The following is a 17,790-nucleotide window of genomic DNA, read 5'->3' on the forward strand; positions in this document are numbered from 1 at the left end:
GTTTCAAGCGATATCAGACGTTTTTTTCTGTCCCATTTACTCAAAGTTAACTTTTGAATAGTGGCACGCTGGGTTTGATAGTTTATTTTAGGCTTTTAGGACATCCTTACTCCTGCAAAAAAGTGAAATTATATTCAATTGGCAAATATATTTACTTGCTTGCATCAAAATGAAAAATTTAATTTTATACCTCACTTATCAAGGAGCAGCAATCAGATGGCAAATCTTAACCCTAGTCACCCTACCAAACAACTTCTAGCTGGATACTGTGGAATTATCTTCGGTGGTTTTGGTGTTCATAAATTTATTTTAGGATACGCCCCAGAAGGCTTCATCATGTTAGCGATTTCTGTAATCGGGGGTTCTTTTACCTATGGTTTTGCCCTGATAATTATGCAACTTGTTGGTTTGATTGAAGGTATGATCTACTTAAATAAGTCTCATGAAGAATTTGTTGATACTTACTTTGTGAATAAGCAGGGCTGGTTTTAACAAATTCAAAACTCAAAGTCGTTAAAACAAATAGTAGTAAGTATTCTTAATATTTATAATCTTTAATGTTTATCAGCTATGTAATTTACTTGAGGGGACGACACATATTAAGAGACTTCTTGCAACAGTAACCGCTACCTGAAGTTATAGTTATACTTTTAGGTATAAAATTATGCTCATCTTTAAACCTAAACAGCTTGCCTGGGCCATGTTTTTGTTATTGGGCTTAGGATATTTCAGTGCAATGTCTCATTTAGAAATTAACTATTTCTTAAAAAGCCTGATTGTCTTTATGCCAATACAGGTTGGAGCTATTGTTTATGTGACTTATCTGCGCTGGAGCGATCGTTGACGCTCAGCTAAAATTCCATAACTTAATAAAGTTAATATAGTTTACATTCAGTCGTAGTTCGATATTTCGCCTACGCTCGAATTAGAGACGCTTTTCGCAGGCGTTGAATTTTCGTAGCGAACCTAAACACTTGCCATGCAACTTGTCCCAAAAACTAAGCTTGCCCCAGAAGATGCCCCAATCCCAGAGAAAATCATTCTGGATGTTGGGGGGATGAAGTGTGCTGGGTGCGTGAACGCAGTAGAGCGACAGCTAACCCAACATCCAGGAGTTAAAAGCGTCTGTGTAAACCTGGCGACGGAGGTAGCAGTTATAGAGTCGGAAGTTGGTACGGTAGACGCCAATGCACTGGCCAAGGGATTGACAGCCGTTGGCTTTCCGACTCAACCCCGAATAGCTAGCGGCAATCTAGCAGATGAGACATCTGCCTTACAAGATCCAGCAGAACGACAACGCCAAGAAATGCGTTCTTTACTGAGGCAGTTGGTGATTGCTGGGATACTGCTAGTATTTTCTGGAATCGGACATTTTGGTAGCTCAGTGCTGCCAGTGTTGAATAATATCTGGTTTCACTTTGGACTGGCAACGGTAGCGCTGCTAATTCCTGGTCGCCCTATTTTAGTAGATGGCTGGCTAGGTTGGCGGCGAAATGCACCCAACATGAACACCCTAATAGGATTGGGAACGTTAACAGCTTACGTTGCTAGTGTGGTGGCACTGCTCTTTCCCCAGATGGGTTGGGAGTGCTTCTTTGATGAACCAGTAATGATGCTGGGTTTTATTATTTTAGGAAGGACATTAGAGCGACAAGCTAGAGGTCGCGCCGCCGCTGCATTTAGGCAATTGCTGGCACTTCAGCCACAGGTAGCCCGCTTGATTGCCAACCCAGAAAAAGTAGAAGCGGGGTCTTCTAGTGTAGAAATTCCAGCTGAACAAGTGCGTGTTGGTGAATGGTTGCAGGTACTACCAGGAGATAAAATTCCCGTTGATGGAGAGGTGGTAGCTGGTCAAACAACGGTCGATGAGTCAATGCTGACTGGGGAAGCAATGCCAGCGATTAAGCAACCAGGAGATATGGTGACAGCAGGGACGCTAAACCAGTCAGGAGCGATCGCTATCCAGACAACGCGCACCGGAAGTGATACAACTTTAGCTCAAATTGTCGCCCTGGTAGAAGCCGCCCAAACCCGGAAAGCTCCAGTACAGAAATTAGCAGATACCGTAGCTGGTTACTTTACTTATGGAGTGTTGGCAGCTGCAATGCTGACATTTACCTTTTGGTACTTTTTCGGTACTCACCTCTGGCCTGATGTCACTATGTCTGGTGGCATGGAAATGGCTCATCACTCCTCACTCATTATTCCCCACTCACCACTCCCCACTCACTACTCCCCACTTTTAGTCAGTTTAAAACTAGCGATCGCAGTTATGGTAGTCGCTTGTCCCTGTGCTTTGGGACTTGCCACACCAACAGCCATTCTTGTAGGGACTGGTATGGGTGCAGAACGGGGCCTGTTGATCAAAGGCGGCGATGTTTTGGAAAGAGTACATCAGCTAAACACAGTAGTATTTGATAAAACTGGCACTCTCACCACAGGTAATCCTACAGTTACGGATTGTCTGCTAATTGGCGAAGTAGGGAAGTGCGAGAGTGGAACACAAGATGATGCCTTAAGTATTTCTCCCCTTCACCCCCTAACTTCTTCTGCCCTCCTCCAACTAGCAGCAGCAGTAGAAAGCGGCACTTACCATCCCCTGGCAAAAGCTATTCAGCAGGAAGCGCAGCAGCGACAGTTACCTATCCTGGATGCTACGAACTTTCACACGGAACCAGGGCTGGGGGTTTCTGCTGTGGTCAAGGATACATGCGTACTTTTAGGAAACTGGGACTGGTTAAGTTGGCACGGAATTGCTATTAGCGAAACTGCACATCAACTGGCACAAGAGCTAGCAGCAGATGGTAAAACAGTCGTTTGTGTGGCCGTTGGAGGAACTTTCGCGGGACTAATTGCTGTTCGTGATACCCTCAGACCAGATGCCCAAGCTACCGTAGACAAGTTACGCCAGATGGGTTTACGGGTAATGCTGCTTAGTGGGGATAGATTAGAAGCAGCTAGTACTATTGCTAAACAACTGGGGATAGATAGCACTGATATAATCGCAGGTGTTCCCCCAGCTAAAAAAGCTGCTGCAATTGAATCTCTACAAAGAGAAGGAAAATGGGGAACTCCTCACGGGCTACACCCCGCTACGCTAACAGCACTTCCCACACAGCACTCAGTAGTTGCAATGGTAGGTGATGGTAGCAATGATGCTCCAGCTTTGTCTCAAGCAGATGTAGGAATTGCTTTACACTCAGGAACGGATGTGGCAATAGAAACTGCTGAAATTGTCCTAATGCGGAATTGTTTAACTGATGTAGTCGAGTCAATTACGCTAAGTCGTGCCACTTTCAACAAAATTCGCCAAAATTTATTCTGGGCTTTTGCATATAATACAATTGGTATTCCTCTAGCAGCGGGTGTTTTGTTGCCTAGTCTGGGTTTTGTCCTTAGCCCATCTGGCGCCGCTGCGTTAATGGCTTTTAGCTCTGTTAGCGTCGTCACTAACTCAGTGTTATTACGGCTGTTAGCGCGTCATTCGTAAAATACTCTCTTGGAGGTAAGATTCCCAAAAAATTTTAGTTATTTCCATTTACAGGTCAAACTGAGTCCCTCGTTAGGTGTTAAGCATCTCACAAAACCTGTTGAGACTCCTCCCAGAGATATTGTAGCCACTGGAGTAGAACATAGTTGCTCTACTCTTTCAAGATAATATGCAATTTCAAGGCTTATTTAGATTAGTACCACAGACTATAGTGCGCGAGAATGGCAGGAAACTATACTAAACAAATCTTGATTAATCACAGTTCAACCGATTTTAGCAACGATTTGTCAATGGCAGCAGAAACCAATGAAAACCATCTATTGATTATTGAAGATGATCAAGGTCGCAAAGAATTTTCTCTAGAGCAGCCCGTCTATTCTATAGGTAGAGACCGCGAGTGTAACATCCGTTTGATGTCGCAGTTTGTCTCCCGCCGTCATGCTACATTAGTGAGATTGCCAAGAGAGCATAATAGTCCCAGCTATTATTACCGAATTGTAGATGGCGATGCTAAAGGGAAGCCTAGTTCTAACGGTTTGATGATTAATGGGCGCAAGATGTCAGCTCACGATCTCAAAAATGAAGACGAAATCGTTTTTGGCCCCCAAGTACGTGCTATTTATTACTTGCTAAAAAATACTCAGCGTTCGGGGCAAACTGATTCTAGTGAATATGACATTACATTAATAAACCCCGGTATGACCGAGGATATAGAGGACTGACGACAACATACTTGAATTGTTTTATGCTGAGTTTAGGCGATCGCAGCGGCTAGTTTTAGACATTAGCTGCCGCGATCGCCTTTACAGTAAGCATTAATAGTTATTGCAATTATCCTGCAAGACTTTCAATCAAATGCCAATGGCGGCTATTTTCAATTGCCTGTTTGACGAATTCAAACATTTGTCGGCAATGATTATCCAGTTGGAGTGGCAGTTCCTCGTTTTTAATCACAATACTCATCCGGGTTTCGGTTTCCGTGGCTGTTGATTTATCAACTAGTACTTCCACTTTGACTAATTTGGAAAAGGAAGCGCTACCAGGAATCTCACGAGCCATAATATAATCGCCCATGTAGTATTGAATATCAAACTCACAGTCCTGTAAAAGTTCTACAAGTAACGGCTGGAGATGGTTAACCGGAACAGAAACAATAAATGAACAAGTATAGCGAGCCATAAAAGCCCCACACCATGCAACACTCCGTCCATCCTATAATAGTTCGTGAAAAAGAAGATAGATATAATTAACTACTTCATTTTGTAAGCTTTTACCCTGACTAGCGAAACTACTTTAATGTCAACTAGTTGAGCCTTGTAACTCAGTTAAGTCGTCTAGTCTATGATAATAGCAGGTAGCGAATTTCTGGTTTGAACAACATCTAGATTAATACTGTCTTAAACTAAAAACTGTGGCTAATTATCAGTCTGTCAATTTTATTGTTAACTAGCTCAGCAATAATAACTTGGCTAGTTGCATCGAAGTAATAATTAACTTTAAAGTTACGCTTTAACCAAAGTCTGTCTACCCGCTTAGAATTTTTCTGTTATTGTAGTAAACTACAGCGCAGTCTAAAATTCCACTGATTACAGAACTTGGCATTGTAGATTTAACCACTAACAACTAACGCGACATAGCTAATAGCTAGTAAAATAATGGTTTGGGCAAAGGTGCATTATGAAAGTAGCAATTACTGGAGCGACAGGATTCGTTGGTAGTCATTTAGTACAACGACTCCACGGGGAAGGTCATCAAATACTTGTGTTAACTCGGAATACTGCCTTTGCCCACAAGGTTTTTCCATCTGATGCATTTCCTAATTTAGAAATTGTTGCCTATACACCAACTGCGTCTGATACTTGGCAAAGTGCGTTCGCTGGTTGTGATGGTGTAGTGAATTTAGCAGGAGAACCCATCGGAGAAGGACGCTGGACACCGGAACGCAAACAAGCAATCCTCAATAGCCGTAAACTAGGTACACAAAAAATAGTAGAAGCAATAGCTAATGCCAATCCCAAGACGGCAGTCGCTACAAGGGGAGAAACCCCCGCAACGCACTGCCTTCCCAGTGTATTAGTCAACGCTTCGGCTATTGGCTACTATGGCACTAGTGAAACCGCAACTTTTGAGGAAACCAGTCCCTCTGGTAACGATTTTCTTGCCCAAGTCTGCCAAACTTGGGAAGCAGAAGCGCAAAAAGTAAAAGAGGCTGGTGTGCGACTGGTAATTCTACGTTTTGGTATTGTCCTAGGCAATGGTGGTGCTTTGGGCAAAATGATTACGCCTTTCAAATTGTTTGCCGGTGGCCCTATTGGCAGTGGCCAGCAATGGTTCTCATGGATTCACATAGACGATATAGTTAGCTTAATTCTGCAAGCTTTAACCAAATCAGAAATGGAAGGTGTATATAATGCTACTGCCCCTAACCCTGTTCGGATGACAGATTTAAGCCAAACTTTGGGGCAAGTGATTAATCGTCCTTCTTGGTTGCCTGTCCCAAGCTTTGCTATTGAGGCACTTTTGGGAGATGGAGCAATAGTAGTTTTAGAAGGTCAAAAAGTCCTGCCAAAACGCACTTTAAATAGTGGATTTAAATACCAGTATCCCAATTTACAGCCTGCATTGGCAGAAATTCTTAAATAGAGTCAATAGTTAATAGTAGACCTCTTGCACAAGTCAAACAGTTAGACATGTCATTGTGTTCGCGCAGTGTTCCCGTAGTGGAACGCAGTGGAGAGTATCCCTGCGGGGAAGCAAGCTACGCCTTGGTTCTGCTCAGAATGAATCTCACAGATGTTTCGCTCCGCTCAACATGAAATTTTAAGCATTTATGCAAGAGGTCTAGTCTAAGAGTTTTTAACTGTTGACTATTGACTAGAGAGAAATTTTCTTGAAACCCAACTGATAATACCGCTGAGAATAGCACCACCCATCAGGATGCCAATAGCTGGGTTAAATACAGGTTGCCAGAGTTTGTGCCATAAATCCAGACCTAAGTTGATTCCAGCCGCATTACCAATTACTGCGATCGCTAACCAGCCAAAGCCAAATAAAACTAGAAAAACATCTGCAACTAAAACCAGGTTTAGCCAGTTTAACAATTTATCTTTCATTTTCAACTTGCATAAAAAATTACAATGGGCAATAAGAAATAGGAATTTGATCATAATTCCTATTTCCTATTCCCAATTCTTAATTATTCTTCAAACAGCCACTTTTTGACTTTTACCAAACTCTGCCAATCTGGTTTTCTACTTAAACCATCTTCAATACTGTTTTTGATTTCATGCTGCCATTCTGGGTTGACAAAAATTAACTGTTGTGCAAAATCAATATGTTCCCGCAAACCTTTTTGTCCTGTTTCCAGCATTGCTAGAGCGAGATTAACTCTGGCTTGTGGGTCTTGTGGATTTAACTTTACTGCTTTTTGTGCAGCTTTGTGAGCCAAGCTAGGTTTGTTATCGAGTAGATATAACCACGCCAAACAAATCCAAGCCGAACTAGTTTTAGGAGCGCGATCGCACACTTCTTTAAACACAGGAATTAAAGAATCTGCTGCTTCTCCAGCTTTATAACGTTCTAAACCTGTATCAAACAAGGATTCAACTGTTTGAGTCATAGTAAATTAGTCATTAGTTATTAGTCCTTAGTCATGAGCCAAATACAAACAAAAAGTGACAAATGACAAAGCGCAAAGTCTGAGCGGAAGCTTCCTCCGCTCAGAACTTTGCAAGAGAGGACAAATGACAATATTACACACCAAACGACTTCCCGCAACCGCAAGTTTGATTGGCATTGGGGTTAGTAAATTGAAAGCCGCCTCCAATCATGGCATCGCTATAATCAAGCATTAAGCCATAGAGATATAATAAACTTTTGCGATCGCAAATAATTTTGAAACCCTCATAGTCAAAAACTTCATCCTGAGGGGTGATCCTGCTTGCGTCTTCAAAGTCCATCATGTAAGACATCCCAGAGCAGCCACCTTGACGCACTCCTACGCGTAAGCAGAGGTCTTTACCTTGCCTATCTTGGAGTGATTTTACCTGGCGCAATGCTGCTTCGCTCAACTGAATTCCGCGTTGTTGAGGCTGAGTTGCTTGTATCATCTGCTTTTTCAACTCCTTAAGTAGTCTAATTAGTAAACTTTGTAGGCTTTTTATTGCCTCTGGGTTGCTTTTGGTGTTTTTGTATTCATTCTAGCGGTATTGACAGCGCTAGATGCCAAATTGTAAACACTCCGTCAAAAGCAGCCAAAGATTTTTATTCTAGAATTGAGAGATTCGGTATTTTCGGAGTTCACAGCCTTGCAGCAACCTGAGCAGCAACCACCCTTCAGGAGCAGCCAGGAAAATTTCATCCGAGGCTAGCCATTCCCCCAAAGTTTACGAACATATTGCTTCTTTTGATTAACTTACTTTATGACAAGTTTTAATCGCTCTACCAGTCGTCGGTTGAAGAAACTAACTCAAATTCCTTCTGTGTGGGAGGGCGATCGCCGTCCGTTATCATCATCACCAACCCAACCGAAAGACTCGGAGGCAAATGGTGAATGCATTCTTTGGGTGGATGGCTCGCAAGGTATTGTCCGAGGAATGGACGTGATCGCTCCAGACATTGGGCCAGAAGCAATTGTTCGCACTTTAATGCGAGCAATGGAGCATCCCCACAGTCCAGCCAAACCCGCTAGACCTCAAAGAATTGTGGTGCGAGACCGCGAGATCCAATTTTACCTGCGCGGGGTACTCCAAGATTTGGATATCGCCATTGATTACGCACCCGAATTACCTTTAATTGATGAACTATTTCGTGGGTTTTCGGATATCCTCGATAGCCAAATCCCCGATTTGCCCCCACAGTATGCACAAATCTTACGAGATAAAGCTTTTGCAATTTGGCAAGCAGCTCCTTGGGAATTTTTAGAAGAACAGCAAATCTTGTCAATCGAGATCAATAAGTGGGATGTTGGTACACTCTACGCCTCGGTGATGGGAATGCTGGGGATGGAATATGGCATTTTGTTTTATCGCTCCGAAGATTCGTTGAAGCGTTTTCGCGCAGCAGTTTTAAGAGATGACGAATCAACCCAGCGTTTGGAAGAAGCTTTTCTCAAGCAAGATTGCTTGTTTCTGACTTTTGAGCAAGCCGACGATACTGACGAAGATGAAGATGAAATTGATGACTTAGCAGATTTGCCATTATCAGAAATTGACCCTACTTTCGGCAATATCCATCCCTTAGAAGGACTACGGTCTGTTTTGTATGACGAAGAAGCACTTGTAGTTTTAGTTGCTTTAGAAAGCCTAAGCCGCTTTCTTCGCGATCATCGTCGTCAACTTCATGGAGCTACCTTTCCCACCCTTAGCCGTCGCTATCGCATTTCTATCCCGCAGTCAGAAGAATCAACTAAATCAGTCTCTATTACTGTCTCTACCATGCCGCAAATGGCAGCAGAACTAGAGGAAATGGCTGGCTTTGGTGTCGAAGCTCAGGAAATTGAGGATTCTGACTCGCCAACGTTCCGCTCATTACGAGATGACTTAATACCAGAAGATTCATTCCTGAGTTTGGGTGTGGTTTCATGGGAGATGTTGGAGTATTTATATAAGGGAGTTAATTGCCATAAAGCTGGTGAAATCAAACAAGTCGGTGACGGCTTACCCGTGATTTTAATTCAGACTTCCCGGCCTAAAGCTAAGACTGTAATTGAAAATCTTGAGGCAGCTGGTGGGCTAAAAGCAATTTGCTTTAATCCCGGCGCTGATCCCTTTGATAATAATCGTTACGACCTGGGTTTATTACAAACTCAAAATGACGAATTGTTCCTGTTCGGTGAATTTTTAGATGATGATCCAACTCATGTAGAAGCTCGGAAAAAGTGGAATCAGCGGTGTAAAAATACTAAGGGATACTGTGGTTTAATCATTGCTAAGGGGCTGACGGGAGCTTCTCGTGGCAATCCCCAGTTGAAAGATATGATGGCTTTGTTTGAAGCGCGATCGCTTTCACCCAAAGATTTAGGCGTCGGCACGCTCCAACTTATGCCCCAACTTCAATTTGAATAATTGTCCACATAATAACCACGAGATCAACTTATAATTTAGACAAATCGCAGTTTGTAGCTTTTAATAAACGCCTGAAGAAATGTTCCTAGATAATCTTCAGGCATTTTAGTAAGTATTAATCTCAAATTCGAGATAAATTTATACTACAAGCTCGCATAGTTGTAGTCATCATATCAGATTGCAACTAGCTGGGTATTTTGAGCAATATCCGCTCGCTTTGATAGTGCTTATTCCATATTTTAGTTGACTTTATCTTAATTTCATGAAGTACCTGTGTTCCCATATTTTTACACCAACTTCTACCTTGTTTCATTAGTATAAATAAACACTAAAATACTTAAAATATTTCTCCAAAGGTCAATTTGTTTAACTTTAGCTGATGCAATTAGATATTTAAATCTTTTGTTTAATAAATTTTTGATATCAGCATCTTGTTATATATCAATATTGTTAAGCAGAAGTTGAAGTGAATATCTCTTTCTTTGTAATTACTTTATAAAGGAGGATAAACAATAAAATCTAGCCTTTTAATGAAGATTATTTAAAGCACTTAAATAATAGCTATAATGAACACACTCCCGAAAACATTGAGGTGTGTAGTACTTTTTATAGGTAGCTTTGCCAATAAATATAAATTGCATATCAAAAGTTGATCGGCAGTAACTTCAAGTCAATTTTAGGTATAAGAAATTAGAGCAATGTCGAATTTTTAGCACAGTAATGGGTAAGAAAGTATTTACAAAGTTCTAAATCAATGAATCCGACAATAAGTCTGAGTAAAGTAAGTTTCCAACCAGAAATTTGCAAAATAAACAAATTGTTCGTTGGGCTTAAAAGAAATTGTATCGTTAGAGGGAGGAGAAAGAATAGTCTAAAAATTAAAAGTATCTTTACGTGGAATTAGAGTACAAGTTTTGAATCAGATATTATTTGTGCAAATGCAGGGGTAATGAGAAAATAGTACACCAACTCTAACCTCTAGTTGATGTCGCTGGCTAAACACCTACATCAATCACTTTCGCTCTAGAGCGATCACTTTGGCTACTTTCAAATGATTAATGACTATCTACGTATACCATTGCAAACTGGGAGTCAACAGTTAAACACGAGAATAGTTCTGAAGCTATACTTTCAGATTTTTTAGCAGATGTTCTCCTCAGGGGTTTTTGTCAAACTTGAGCGAAAGAGAAGATCAAATGCTTTTGATGAAGAATAATTTTGGAAATATTGATTGAGTTAATAGTATGTATCTCAAATTAACTTATAAAATTTAATTGTTAGGCTTTACTCATCTTATTGCTAGGGTTATTATCTTCAAGAGCAAGTATGTGTTCTTTCTCTTGTGACAAAAATAACAAATAAACTGTAGTTTTTAGATTACGAAATGATGAATAATTTGACAAACGGAACAACTTTGATATTAATACTATTACTTGTTTCCTGAGACAAACTCTGATAATCTAATCGTTTTCCTCTTTAGTTAGACCTCTTCTGACGACCTTAACATACATCAAATAGCATGATAATGACAAATAAAAAATGGGCCGTAAAACGTATAACTGTCAATCTGGCAACACAGGAAGCGGAAAAACTGGAAAAATATTGCCAGCAAACAGGTAGACCCGCAACCGATGTTATTCGTGAATTGATTAGAAGTTTGCCTGTCTCCGACGACAGCAAAGATGGAAGTAAGTAGAAAGGTGTTTTCAGGGTGTACCAAATCACTGCTTTCCTACAAAAAAAATAGCCATAACATCTGTTTTGAGTCCGTCTTTATAGACCAGAGTTTGTCTGACTGACTACAGACGCGAGAAACATCGCGTCTGGTCAATTGTTAGAACGACAAAGAGTCGTTAAAGGGTTTTAGTATCGAAATTACCATGCCTTGATACGCTAGTAGAGTTGATACGAATAGCAAATTCCGACACCAACCCAGTTACAATCTGTAAAGAAGCTGAAAAGGAACGACGGAATGCGCGTTGCAATCATAGGTGCGGGGCTGGCGGGACTAGCGACCGCAGTGGATTTAGCCGATGCTGGCTGTGAAGTACAGATTTTCGAATCTCGTCCGTTTATTGGTGGTAAAGCCGGCAGTTGGGTTGATGGGAATGGCAACCATGTTGAAATGGGGTTGCACGTATTTTTTGGCTGCTACTATCAGCTGTTTGACTTGATGAATAAAGTGGGGGCACTCAAAAACTTACGCCTCAAAGAACATCGCCACACTTTTATCAACAAAGGGGGACGCACTGGTGCTTTAGATTTTCGCTTCCTGACTGGTGCGCCTTTTAATGGGTTAAAGGCGTTTTTCACTACTTCTCAACTTTCATTGCAAGATAAATTGCAAAATGCGATCGCTTTGGGTACTAGTCCGATAGTTCGTGGCTTAGTAGACTTTGAAGGGGCAATGAGAAACATCCGTAACCTAGACAAAATCAGCTTTGCTAACTGGTTTCGTAGTCATGGCGGTAGTGAGGGTAGTATTAAACGCATGTGGAACCCCATTGCCTATGCTTTGGGATTTATTGATTGCGACAATATTTCTGCCCGTTGTATGTTAACAATATTCCAGTTGTTTGCAGCCAGAACTGAAGCCTCTGTACTGCGAATGCTGGAAGGTTCTCCCTATGAGTACTTGCATAAGCCCATCTTGGAATATCTGGAAGCTAGAGCAACCAAAGTTTACACACGCCGACAAGTGCGGGAAATTCAGTTTACTGGGACAGGGGAACAAACCCATGTCACAGGCATAGTAGTTGCCGAAGGTGACACGGTAGAAACTATAACCGCTGATGCCTATGTCTGTGCTTGTGATCTGCCAGGGATTCAGCGCGTTCTACCCCAAGAGTGGCGTCAGTGGTCAGAATTTGACAATATTTACAAACTAGATGCTGTACCTGTCGCAACCGTGCAGTTAAGATTCGATGGTTGGGTGACAGAACTGTACGATGGAGAGCAGCGTAAACAACTAAATCAGGCAGCTGGGATAGATAATTTGCTGTATACAGCCGATGCCGACTTTTCTTGTTTTGCCGACCTGGCTTTGACTAGTCCTGCTGATTATTATCGCCAAGGACAGGGGTCATTATTGCAACTAGTGCTGACACCGGGAGATCCTTTTATTAAACAAAGTAATGAAGCGATCGCTCAGCATGTCCTCAAGCAAGTGCATGAACTTTTCCCCTCGTCACGAGAGCTAAATATGACTTGGTACAGTGTGGTAAAACTTGCTCAGTCTCTCTATCGGGAAGCGCCAGGTATGGATGTATACCGTCCTAATCAAAAAACACCAGTGAATAACTTCTTCTTAGCAGGTAGTTATACGCAACAAGACTACATCGACAGCATGGAAGGAGCGACGATTGCTGGAAGGCTTGCGGCAAAGGCGATTTTACAGAGTGTGAAGAGTTAACATGCGTTGTGTTAGACGCCAAGAAGGCCAAAGAGGAAAAATAAAGAATGTCAGATTGGTTAGAGCATAGTGTGCAGGTGGAAGTAGAAGCTCCCATAGACCTAGTATGGGGCTTGTGGTCTGATTTGGAGCAAATGCCCCGCTGGATGAAGTGGATTGATTCAGTAAAGATTTCGCCAGATAATCCAGATATATCTCTTTGGAAGCTTAGTACTGGAGGTTTAGAATTTAACTGGAAATCTCGTATTCTCAAAGTTATTCCCAACCAAATTATTCAATGGGAATCTGTTGATGGCTTACCGAATCAGGGAGCGATTCGCTTCTATGATCGCCACAATAATAGTATTGTCAAAATGACCGTTTCCTATGCAATTCCCGGTATTATTGGCAAAATTATGGATAACTTATTTTTGGGACGAGTAGTGGAATCGACAATTCAAGCTGATTTGGAAAGGTTTAAAGAATACGCTTTAAAAGCGAAATCTAACTAACGACGGTAGGGATATCTACGTCTTGACAAAACTACTCAAAAAACTGTAGTGCGTTCCCATCAGATACACTATTGAAAAAATACTTAGTATTTGAATCTGAAACTACGCAACATTATAAACTGTTGGTTCTGGAAGTGGATCACCTACAGCTTCATAGGCAATAATTAGAGACTCTAAAGCTTCAATTCCATTTTCTACAGCTGTTTCGTAAGTATTTCCATGAGTCCGCCAGCGTTGCCCTGGAAAATCGGGGAATCCTACCAAGAAGCAATTATCTTCCTCTGACCATTGAATAACCATTTGGTACTTGAGATTACTCATCTTGTTTCTTGCCTTCTACTTCCTCAATTGCCCGTTTCACTTCCTTTTCTTGGTAGCGTTTAGCATCTGCTCCATCTTTGCCTGAAATTGTAATTTTTCCAGCATATAAGCAATGCACCCAGTTAGTATGACTTCCTTTACCTGGGATCTCTGTAAAGCCCGCTTGAGAGAGCATTTGCTTCAGTTCCCGGATTTTCTTGGGCATTAATTGTTTAGATGATAAAAGATGCGATCACCACTTTCAAAACTTTCATTCACAACTTTCAAAAATTTACCCTTGTAGTTTTCCTCGGATTGACAAGCTACCAAGTTGGATCGCTAAACAGATTAATCGTCAATTCTTCACGTCCTGCTGGGACTGCTGTGATACAAGCGCGGATGATATCTCCATCTTCTAATTCCACGGTGCAAGCGTGACACGACCCCATAAGACAGCCAGTGGGAATAGACACCCCAGCTCGATCTGCTACATCCAATAGGGCTTCTCCCACTTCGGCATCAACAGTGACATCATCTGGTAAAAAGCGGACGCGAACAATCATCAAATACTAGCCTAGCTTAGCTGTTATGCATTTAACTTGTGTACTGACTTGTAAAGGTTGTCCCTTGTCATTAGTCATTTAGATTTACAAAACACAAAGGACTAATGACTAATGACGGTCTTAAGGAAAAAATGTGCAATTTTGACGGACTCTAGCTTAAGACAAAAACGGAGTTAAATCCAAATGACTTTCAACTTCAGTAGCTAGAGAATCCAAAATATGCTCTCTTTGTTCCCGGTAGTTAGAAACACCCGTAGGCAAAGATTTCAAACCCCGCTGTTGACGGAGACGATTTAACCAAGCACGTCGCCAAGGGCCATTGTCAAAAAGCCCGTGGAGATAAGTACCCCAAACTGATTGACAACTATCCACTAACCCTAAATTAACATCGTCAAATAAAGGTTGGAAAGCTTGGCTATCTGCTTGTTGTTCTATGCGCGATCGCCCTTGATGGATTTCAAATCCGGTTACTGGCAAGCCCTGTTGAGGATAATTCGAGCTAACTTGGCGCTGACGGGCTATTTTTTGTCCGGTGATTACGGTTCTGATTGGTAATAGATTTAACGCTTGAAATCTCCCAGCTTGTCCCTCTATCCCTTCTGGGTCAGCGATGATTTGACCCAGCATTTGGAAGCCTCCACAAATACCCAAAACTGTTCCACCAGAGGCAGCATAGTGTTGGATCGCTTCTGCCATACCGCTTCTTTGCAGTAATAGCAAATCAGCGATTGTGGTCTTGGTTCCTGGAATGATCACAGCATCAGGGTGTCCCAAATCTTGCTTGGGACTAAGGTATTTCACTGAAACTGTGGGTTCTGATTCCAGTGGGTCAAAGTCAGTAAAGTTGGCAATTCTCGGTAAGCGGATGACAGCGATGTTGAGGTCGGTTTGGACTTTATTCGATTGACGTTCTAATAAGTCCAAAGAGTCTTCCGCTGGAAATACTTGTTCTAAGTATGGTATGACACCAACAACGGGGATACCTGTGCGTTCTTCTAACCATTTTATCCCTGGTTCTAGGAGCGATCGCTGTCCTCGGAACTTGTTAATTACCACACCCTGAATTAGAGCGCGTTCTTCTGGTTCCAGTAATTCTAAGGTTCCTACTACGTGAGCAAAAGCACCACCTCGATCAATATCAACTACTAGTATGGTTGGCGCATTCAAATGTTTGGCTACCCGCATATTAGTTAAGTCGCGGTGCTTGAGGTTAATTTCTGCTGGACTACCCGCACCTTCACAAACCAGTAAATCAAATTCTGTTCCTAAATGCTGTAGCGATTCTTCAATTGTGCGCCAACCTATTTCAAAATATTGCTCGTAGTAATCGGCTGCACTGACTTTGCCTACAGGTCTGCCTTTGATTATAACTTGGGAAGTCATATCTCCTTGAGGTTTGAGTAAAATTGGGTTCATTTCTACCCAAGGGATGACTCCAGCCGCCCAAGCTTGCACCGCTTGGGCATAGCCAATTTCTCCACCACTAGCAGTAACATAAGCATTTAAAGCCATATTTTGACCTTTAAAAGGAGCCACTCGCCAGCCACGCCGTGACAGAATTCGACAAATAGCTGTAGTTAAGAGTGATTTCCCTGCATGGGATGTTGTCCCCACCACCATAATTGATTTCATAGGTCAGTCAGTATCAGTTTTTCAAGCTAAGCGTTGAAATAAAAGGGGTGAACGGTAATATGCAATCCGCTTGCCAAAGTTAAAAAGTTAGGGAAGGTTCCAGAGGCAAAATTTGAAGCATTCAGCCTCTTGTTACCTCATCTCTCTTCTGTAACCTTCCACACCTCACGAATCATAGTTAACAGTAAAGATTTCATGAAGGGGGTTGACGCTTCCGTATATATTGTTCCCTTTTACTCCCTTATCCTAACCTTCACTTTATCAATTCTATAAGGGTAGTCTAAACCAACGAATTACAGCATTGTATAAGCGATCGCTCCAAGAAGGAGTACGCCAATTTTTTCCTTGATATTGTTCTACCAATTGGCGACCTAGGGGAGTGAGGCGAAAACTATCTGTAATTCCCTGTCCATCAACTTCTCGCCGCAGTACCCCCACTTGGATCAACCACCCCAAGGCGTTGTCAGATGCCAATTCTGATAAAGGGCGTTTAGTATAGCCCTGTTTGATACCATTTTCCAGGGCGATCGCATTCAATGACACACTCTGATGTCCCATCACTTCAAATAAATGTAGATTGAAGGGTGAACATACTAGCGATCGCTCGGCTCTTTCTACTGTGCTACGAGGATAGACGAAAATTTTCGGTTTTTGGGAATCAACAGCAGGCATTGGGGACTGGGTATTGGGGACTGGGGACTGGGAAAGAGTTTACTTAATTCTTAATTTTCAATTCTCAATTGAATATTGATTTAAAAATATGTTTGTTATTGTTTTTGCTACCTCGTTTCAGAAAAATCGTTTTTCTGAAAATAGTTATGCTGTTTTATTGCAATTATATTTAATCATTGTAAATTATTGTAAAATTTCAAGTGCATCAATAATCTCAAACAGGAAAGGTTCATTATGCCTCTAACAGTTGGTACGGATGCACCTGCATTTACCGCTAAAGATACTAACGGCAACACTGTCTCATTATCTGATTTTGCGGGTAAGACGGTCGTTTTGTATTTTTATCCCAAAGATGACACGCCAGGTTGCACCAAACAAGCCTGTAGTTTTCGGGACGCCCAGTCTGAATATCAAGGTAAAGATGTTGTAGTGCTGGGAGTCAGTGCAGATGATGAAGCCGCTCATCAGGCATTCACAGCAAAATATAATCTGAACTTTCCCCTACTGGCAGACACCGACAAATCCCTCATCAAAGCTTTTGATGTAGATGGCGGCGGTTATGCTAAGCGCGTCACCTACGTAATCGATCCCAACGGCAAAATTATCCATGTTGATGCCAGTGTCAACACAAGCACCCATGCTAAAGATGTTTTAACTACACTTGGGCTGTAGGTTTTTACCTGATAATTTAGATATTCTTTTTTGTCAGCCTAACTTCAACCCCAACCCTTTTGAGAGGTTGGGGTTTTTAGTTTAAATTCAATTGCCTGAAGGCTGTATAATCGCTGGTGGTGTAGCTGACGGCAATGTAATTGTTGGCGAATTTGGTGTAGGCTGCTGCTGACCTTGAATTCGTTGTTGTTGCCTTTTTTTAAACTCTACTGCTGCTGAGTCTAATTCTTGGTTCTGTTGTTCAGAATTCCAGTTGATAGCCCCAAAATTTGCCCGATGAATCAGGTCAAACATATTGAAATCACCTGAGTTCCGGGAAAAAGGATCAGTATTTTGATCTGAATTACCGCCACCGGGAAAGGAATCCACCTGGTTGATTTGAGCCAAGCTAGGTTGAGCTGTGAGCAAGGAGACAAAACCAACTCCTGCCACAGTTGCTACAAAAAGCTTGTTTACTAGTAAAAATGGTTTTTTCATGGAGTTTTGACCTTAA

General features: G+C 41.8%; 20 protein-coding genes. 10 read left to right on the forward strand and 10 right to left on the reverse strand.

Features of this window, described 5'->3' with window-relative positions:
• The first annotated feature begins 216 nt into the window (after window positions 1-216).
• The 4 genes from HCR01_RS09605 (at window position 217) to HCR01_RS09620 (ending at window position 4,212) form a co-directional block, all read left to right on the forward strand.
• Entirely contained in the window at window positions 217-492 is a 276-nt protein-coding gene (locus tag HCR01_RS09605; RefSeq protein WP_193196002.1) for a TM2 domain-containing protein, read from the forward strand.
• A gap of 172 nt (window positions 493-664) precedes the next feature.
• The gene (locus HCR01_RS09610) at window positions 665-844 is read left to right on the forward strand and encodes a hypothetical protein (protein WP_193196003.1); all 180 of its coding nucleotides are present in this window, start codon (window positions 665-667) and stop codon (window positions 842-844) included.
• Between the two features lie 135 nt (window positions 845-979).
• The gene (locus tag HCR01_RS09615) at window positions 980-3,490 is read left to right on the forward strand and encodes a heavy metal translocating P-type ATPase (protein WP_193196004.1); all 2,511 of its coding nucleotides are present in this window, start codon (window positions 980-982) and stop codon (window positions 3,488-3,490) included.
• Window positions 3,491-3,711: 221 nt separating this feature from the next.
• Window positions 3,712-4,212 (forward strand): FHA domain-containing protein, encoded by a 501-nt coding sequence (locus HCR01_RS09620; RefSeq protein WP_193196005.1) that lies wholly within the window; start codon window positions 3,712-3,714, stop codon window positions 4,210-4,212.
• Window positions 4,213-4,321: 109 nt separating this feature from the next.
• Here the strand turns inward: HCR01_RS09620 and HCR01_RS09625 are convergent, their stop codons facing one another.
• Window positions 4,322-4,669: a hypothetical protein gene (locus tag HCR01_RS09625; protein WP_193196006.1), complete on the reverse strand. Its 348-nt coding sequence runs from the start codon at window positions 4,667-4,669 to the stop codon at window positions 4,322-4,324.
• A 498-nt stretch (window positions 4,670-5,167) separates the two neighbouring features.
• On the opposite strand from HCR01_RS09625, the gene HCR01_RS09630 reads away from it, so the two are divergent.
• Window positions 5,168-6,133: a TIGR01777 family oxidoreductase gene (locus tag HCR01_RS09630; RefSeq protein WP_193196007.1), complete on the forward strand. Its 966-nt coding sequence runs from the start codon at window positions 5,168-5,170 to the stop codon at window positions 6,131-6,133.
• Window positions 6,134-6,357: 224 nt separating this feature from the next.
• On the opposite strand, the gene HCR01_RS09635 is transcribed toward HCR01_RS09630, so the two are convergent.
• The 3 genes from HCR01_RS09635 to HCR01_RS09645 form a co-directional block, all read right to left on the reverse strand.
• Entirely contained in the window at window positions 6,358-6,603 is a 246-nt protein-coding gene (locus HCR01_RS09635; RefSeq protein ID WP_193196008.1) for a hypothetical protein, read from the reverse strand.
• Between the two features lie 83 nt (window positions 6,604-6,686).
• Window positions 6,687-7,109, reverse strand: a complete 423-nt coding sequence (locus tag HCR01_RS09640) for a tetratricopeptide repeat protein (RefSeq protein WP_193196009.1) — start codon at window positions 7,107-7,109, stop codon at window positions 6,687-6,689.
• A gap of 133 nt (window positions 7,110-7,242) precedes the next feature.
• Window positions 7,243-7,599, reverse strand: a complete 357-nt coding sequence (locus HCR01_RS09645) for an iron-sulfur cluster assembly accessory protein (protein ID WP_191758255.1) — start codon at window positions 7,597-7,599, stop codon at window positions 7,243-7,245.
• 312 nt (window positions 7,600-7,911) lie between these two features.
• Between HCR01_RS09645 and HCR01_RS09650 the strand changes: the two genes are divergently transcribed.
• The 4 genes from HCR01_RS09650 to HCR01_RS09665 all read left to right on the forward strand — a co-directional run bounded on the left by HCR01_RS09650 (window position 7,912) and on the right by HCR01_RS09665 (window position 13,458).
• Window positions 7,912-9,555: a DUF6930 domain-containing protein gene (locus tag HCR01_RS09650; RefSeq protein ID WP_193196010.1), complete on the forward strand. Its 1,644-nt coding sequence runs from the start codon at window positions 7,912-7,914 to the stop codon at window positions 9,553-9,555.
• Window positions 9,556-11,074: 1,519 nt separating this feature from the next.
• The gene (locus HCR01_RS09655) at window positions 11,075-11,251 is read left to right on the forward strand and encodes a CopG family transcriptional regulator (RefSeq protein WP_191758253.1); all 177 of its coding nucleotides are present in this window, start codon (window positions 11,075-11,077) and stop codon (window positions 11,249-11,251) included.
• Window positions 11,252-11,527: 276 nt separating this feature from the next.
• Window positions 11,528-12,967: a 9,9'-di-cis-zeta-carotene desaturase gene (zds, locus tag HCR01_RS09660; RefSeq protein WP_193196011.1), complete on the forward strand. Its 1,440-nt coding sequence runs from the start codon at window positions 11,528-11,530 to the stop codon at window positions 12,965-12,967.
• Window positions 12,968-13,014: 47 nt separating this feature from the next.
• Window positions 13,015-13,458, forward strand: a complete 444-nt coding sequence (locus tag HCR01_RS09665; protein ID WP_193196012.1) for an SRPBCC family protein — start codon at window positions 13,015-13,017, stop codon at window positions 13,456-13,458.
• Window positions 13,459-13,560: 102 nt separating this feature from the next.
• On the opposite strand, the gene HCR01_RS09670 is transcribed toward HCR01_RS09665, so the two are convergent.
• The 5 genes from HCR01_RS09670 to HCR01_RS09690 all read right to left on the reverse strand — a co-directional run bounded on the left by HCR01_RS09670 (window position 13,561) and on the right by HCR01_RS09690 (window position 16,625).
• Window positions 13,561-13,779, reverse strand: a complete 219-nt coding sequence (locus HCR01_RS09670; protein WP_193196013.1) for a type II toxin-antitoxin system HicB family antitoxin — start codon at window positions 13,777-13,779, stop codon at window positions 13,561-13,563.
• Window positions 13,772-13,984 (reverse strand): type II toxin-antitoxin system HicA family toxin, encoded by a 213-nt coding sequence (locus HCR01_RS09675; protein WP_193196014.1) that lies wholly within the window; start codon window positions 13,982-13,984, stop codon window positions 13,772-13,774. The genes HCR01_RS09670 and HCR01_RS09675 overlap by 8 nt, the downstream gene beginning before the upstream one ends.
• A gap of 97 nt (window positions 13,985-14,081) precedes the next feature.
• A complete protein-coding gene (locus HCR01_RS09680) occupies window positions 14,082-14,321 on the reverse strand; it encodes a 2Fe-2S iron-sulfur cluster-binding protein (RefSeq protein ID WP_193196015.1) in 240 nt (79 codons plus the stop codon).
• A gap of 156 nt (window positions 14,322-14,477) precedes the next feature.
• Window positions 14,478-15,953 (reverse strand): cobyric acid synthase CobQ, encoded by a 1,476-nt coding sequence (cobQ, locus tag HCR01_RS09685; protein WP_193196016.1) that lies wholly within the window; start codon window positions 15,951-15,953, stop codon window positions 14,478-14,480.
• Between the two features lie 267 nt (window positions 15,954-16,220).
• On the reverse strand, window positions 16,221-16,625 hold the full coding sequence (locus HCR01_RS09690) for an Npun_F0494 family protein (RefSeq protein ID WP_193196017.1): 405 nt from the start codon (window positions 16,623-16,625) through the stop codon (window positions 16,221-16,223).
• 234 nt (window positions 16,626-16,859) lie between these two features.
• Here HCR01_RS09690 and HCR01_RS09695 point away from each other — a divergent pair, with 234 nt between their 5' ends.
• Complete coding sequence (locus HCR01_RS09695) at window positions 16,860-17,297, forward strand: peroxiredoxin (protein WP_193196018.1); 438 nt, start codon at window positions 16,860-16,862, stop codon at window positions 17,295-17,297.
• An 87-nt stretch (window positions 17,298-17,384) separates the two neighbouring features.
• Here the strand turns inward: HCR01_RS09695 and HCR01_RS09700 are convergent, their stop codons facing one another.
• The gene (locus tag HCR01_RS09700; RefSeq protein WP_193196019.1) at window positions 17,385-17,774 is read right to left on the reverse strand and encodes a hypothetical protein; all 390 of its coding nucleotides are present in this window, start codon (window positions 17,772-17,774) and stop codon (window positions 17,385-17,387) included.
• Window positions 17,775-17,790 lie beyond the last annotated feature (16 nt).

Origin of the sequence: Nostoc sp. MG11, from assembly GCF_014904695.1 — a bacterium.
Lineage (GTDB): Bacteria > Cyanobacteriota > Cyanobacteriia > Cyanobacteriales > Nostocaceae > Komarekiella.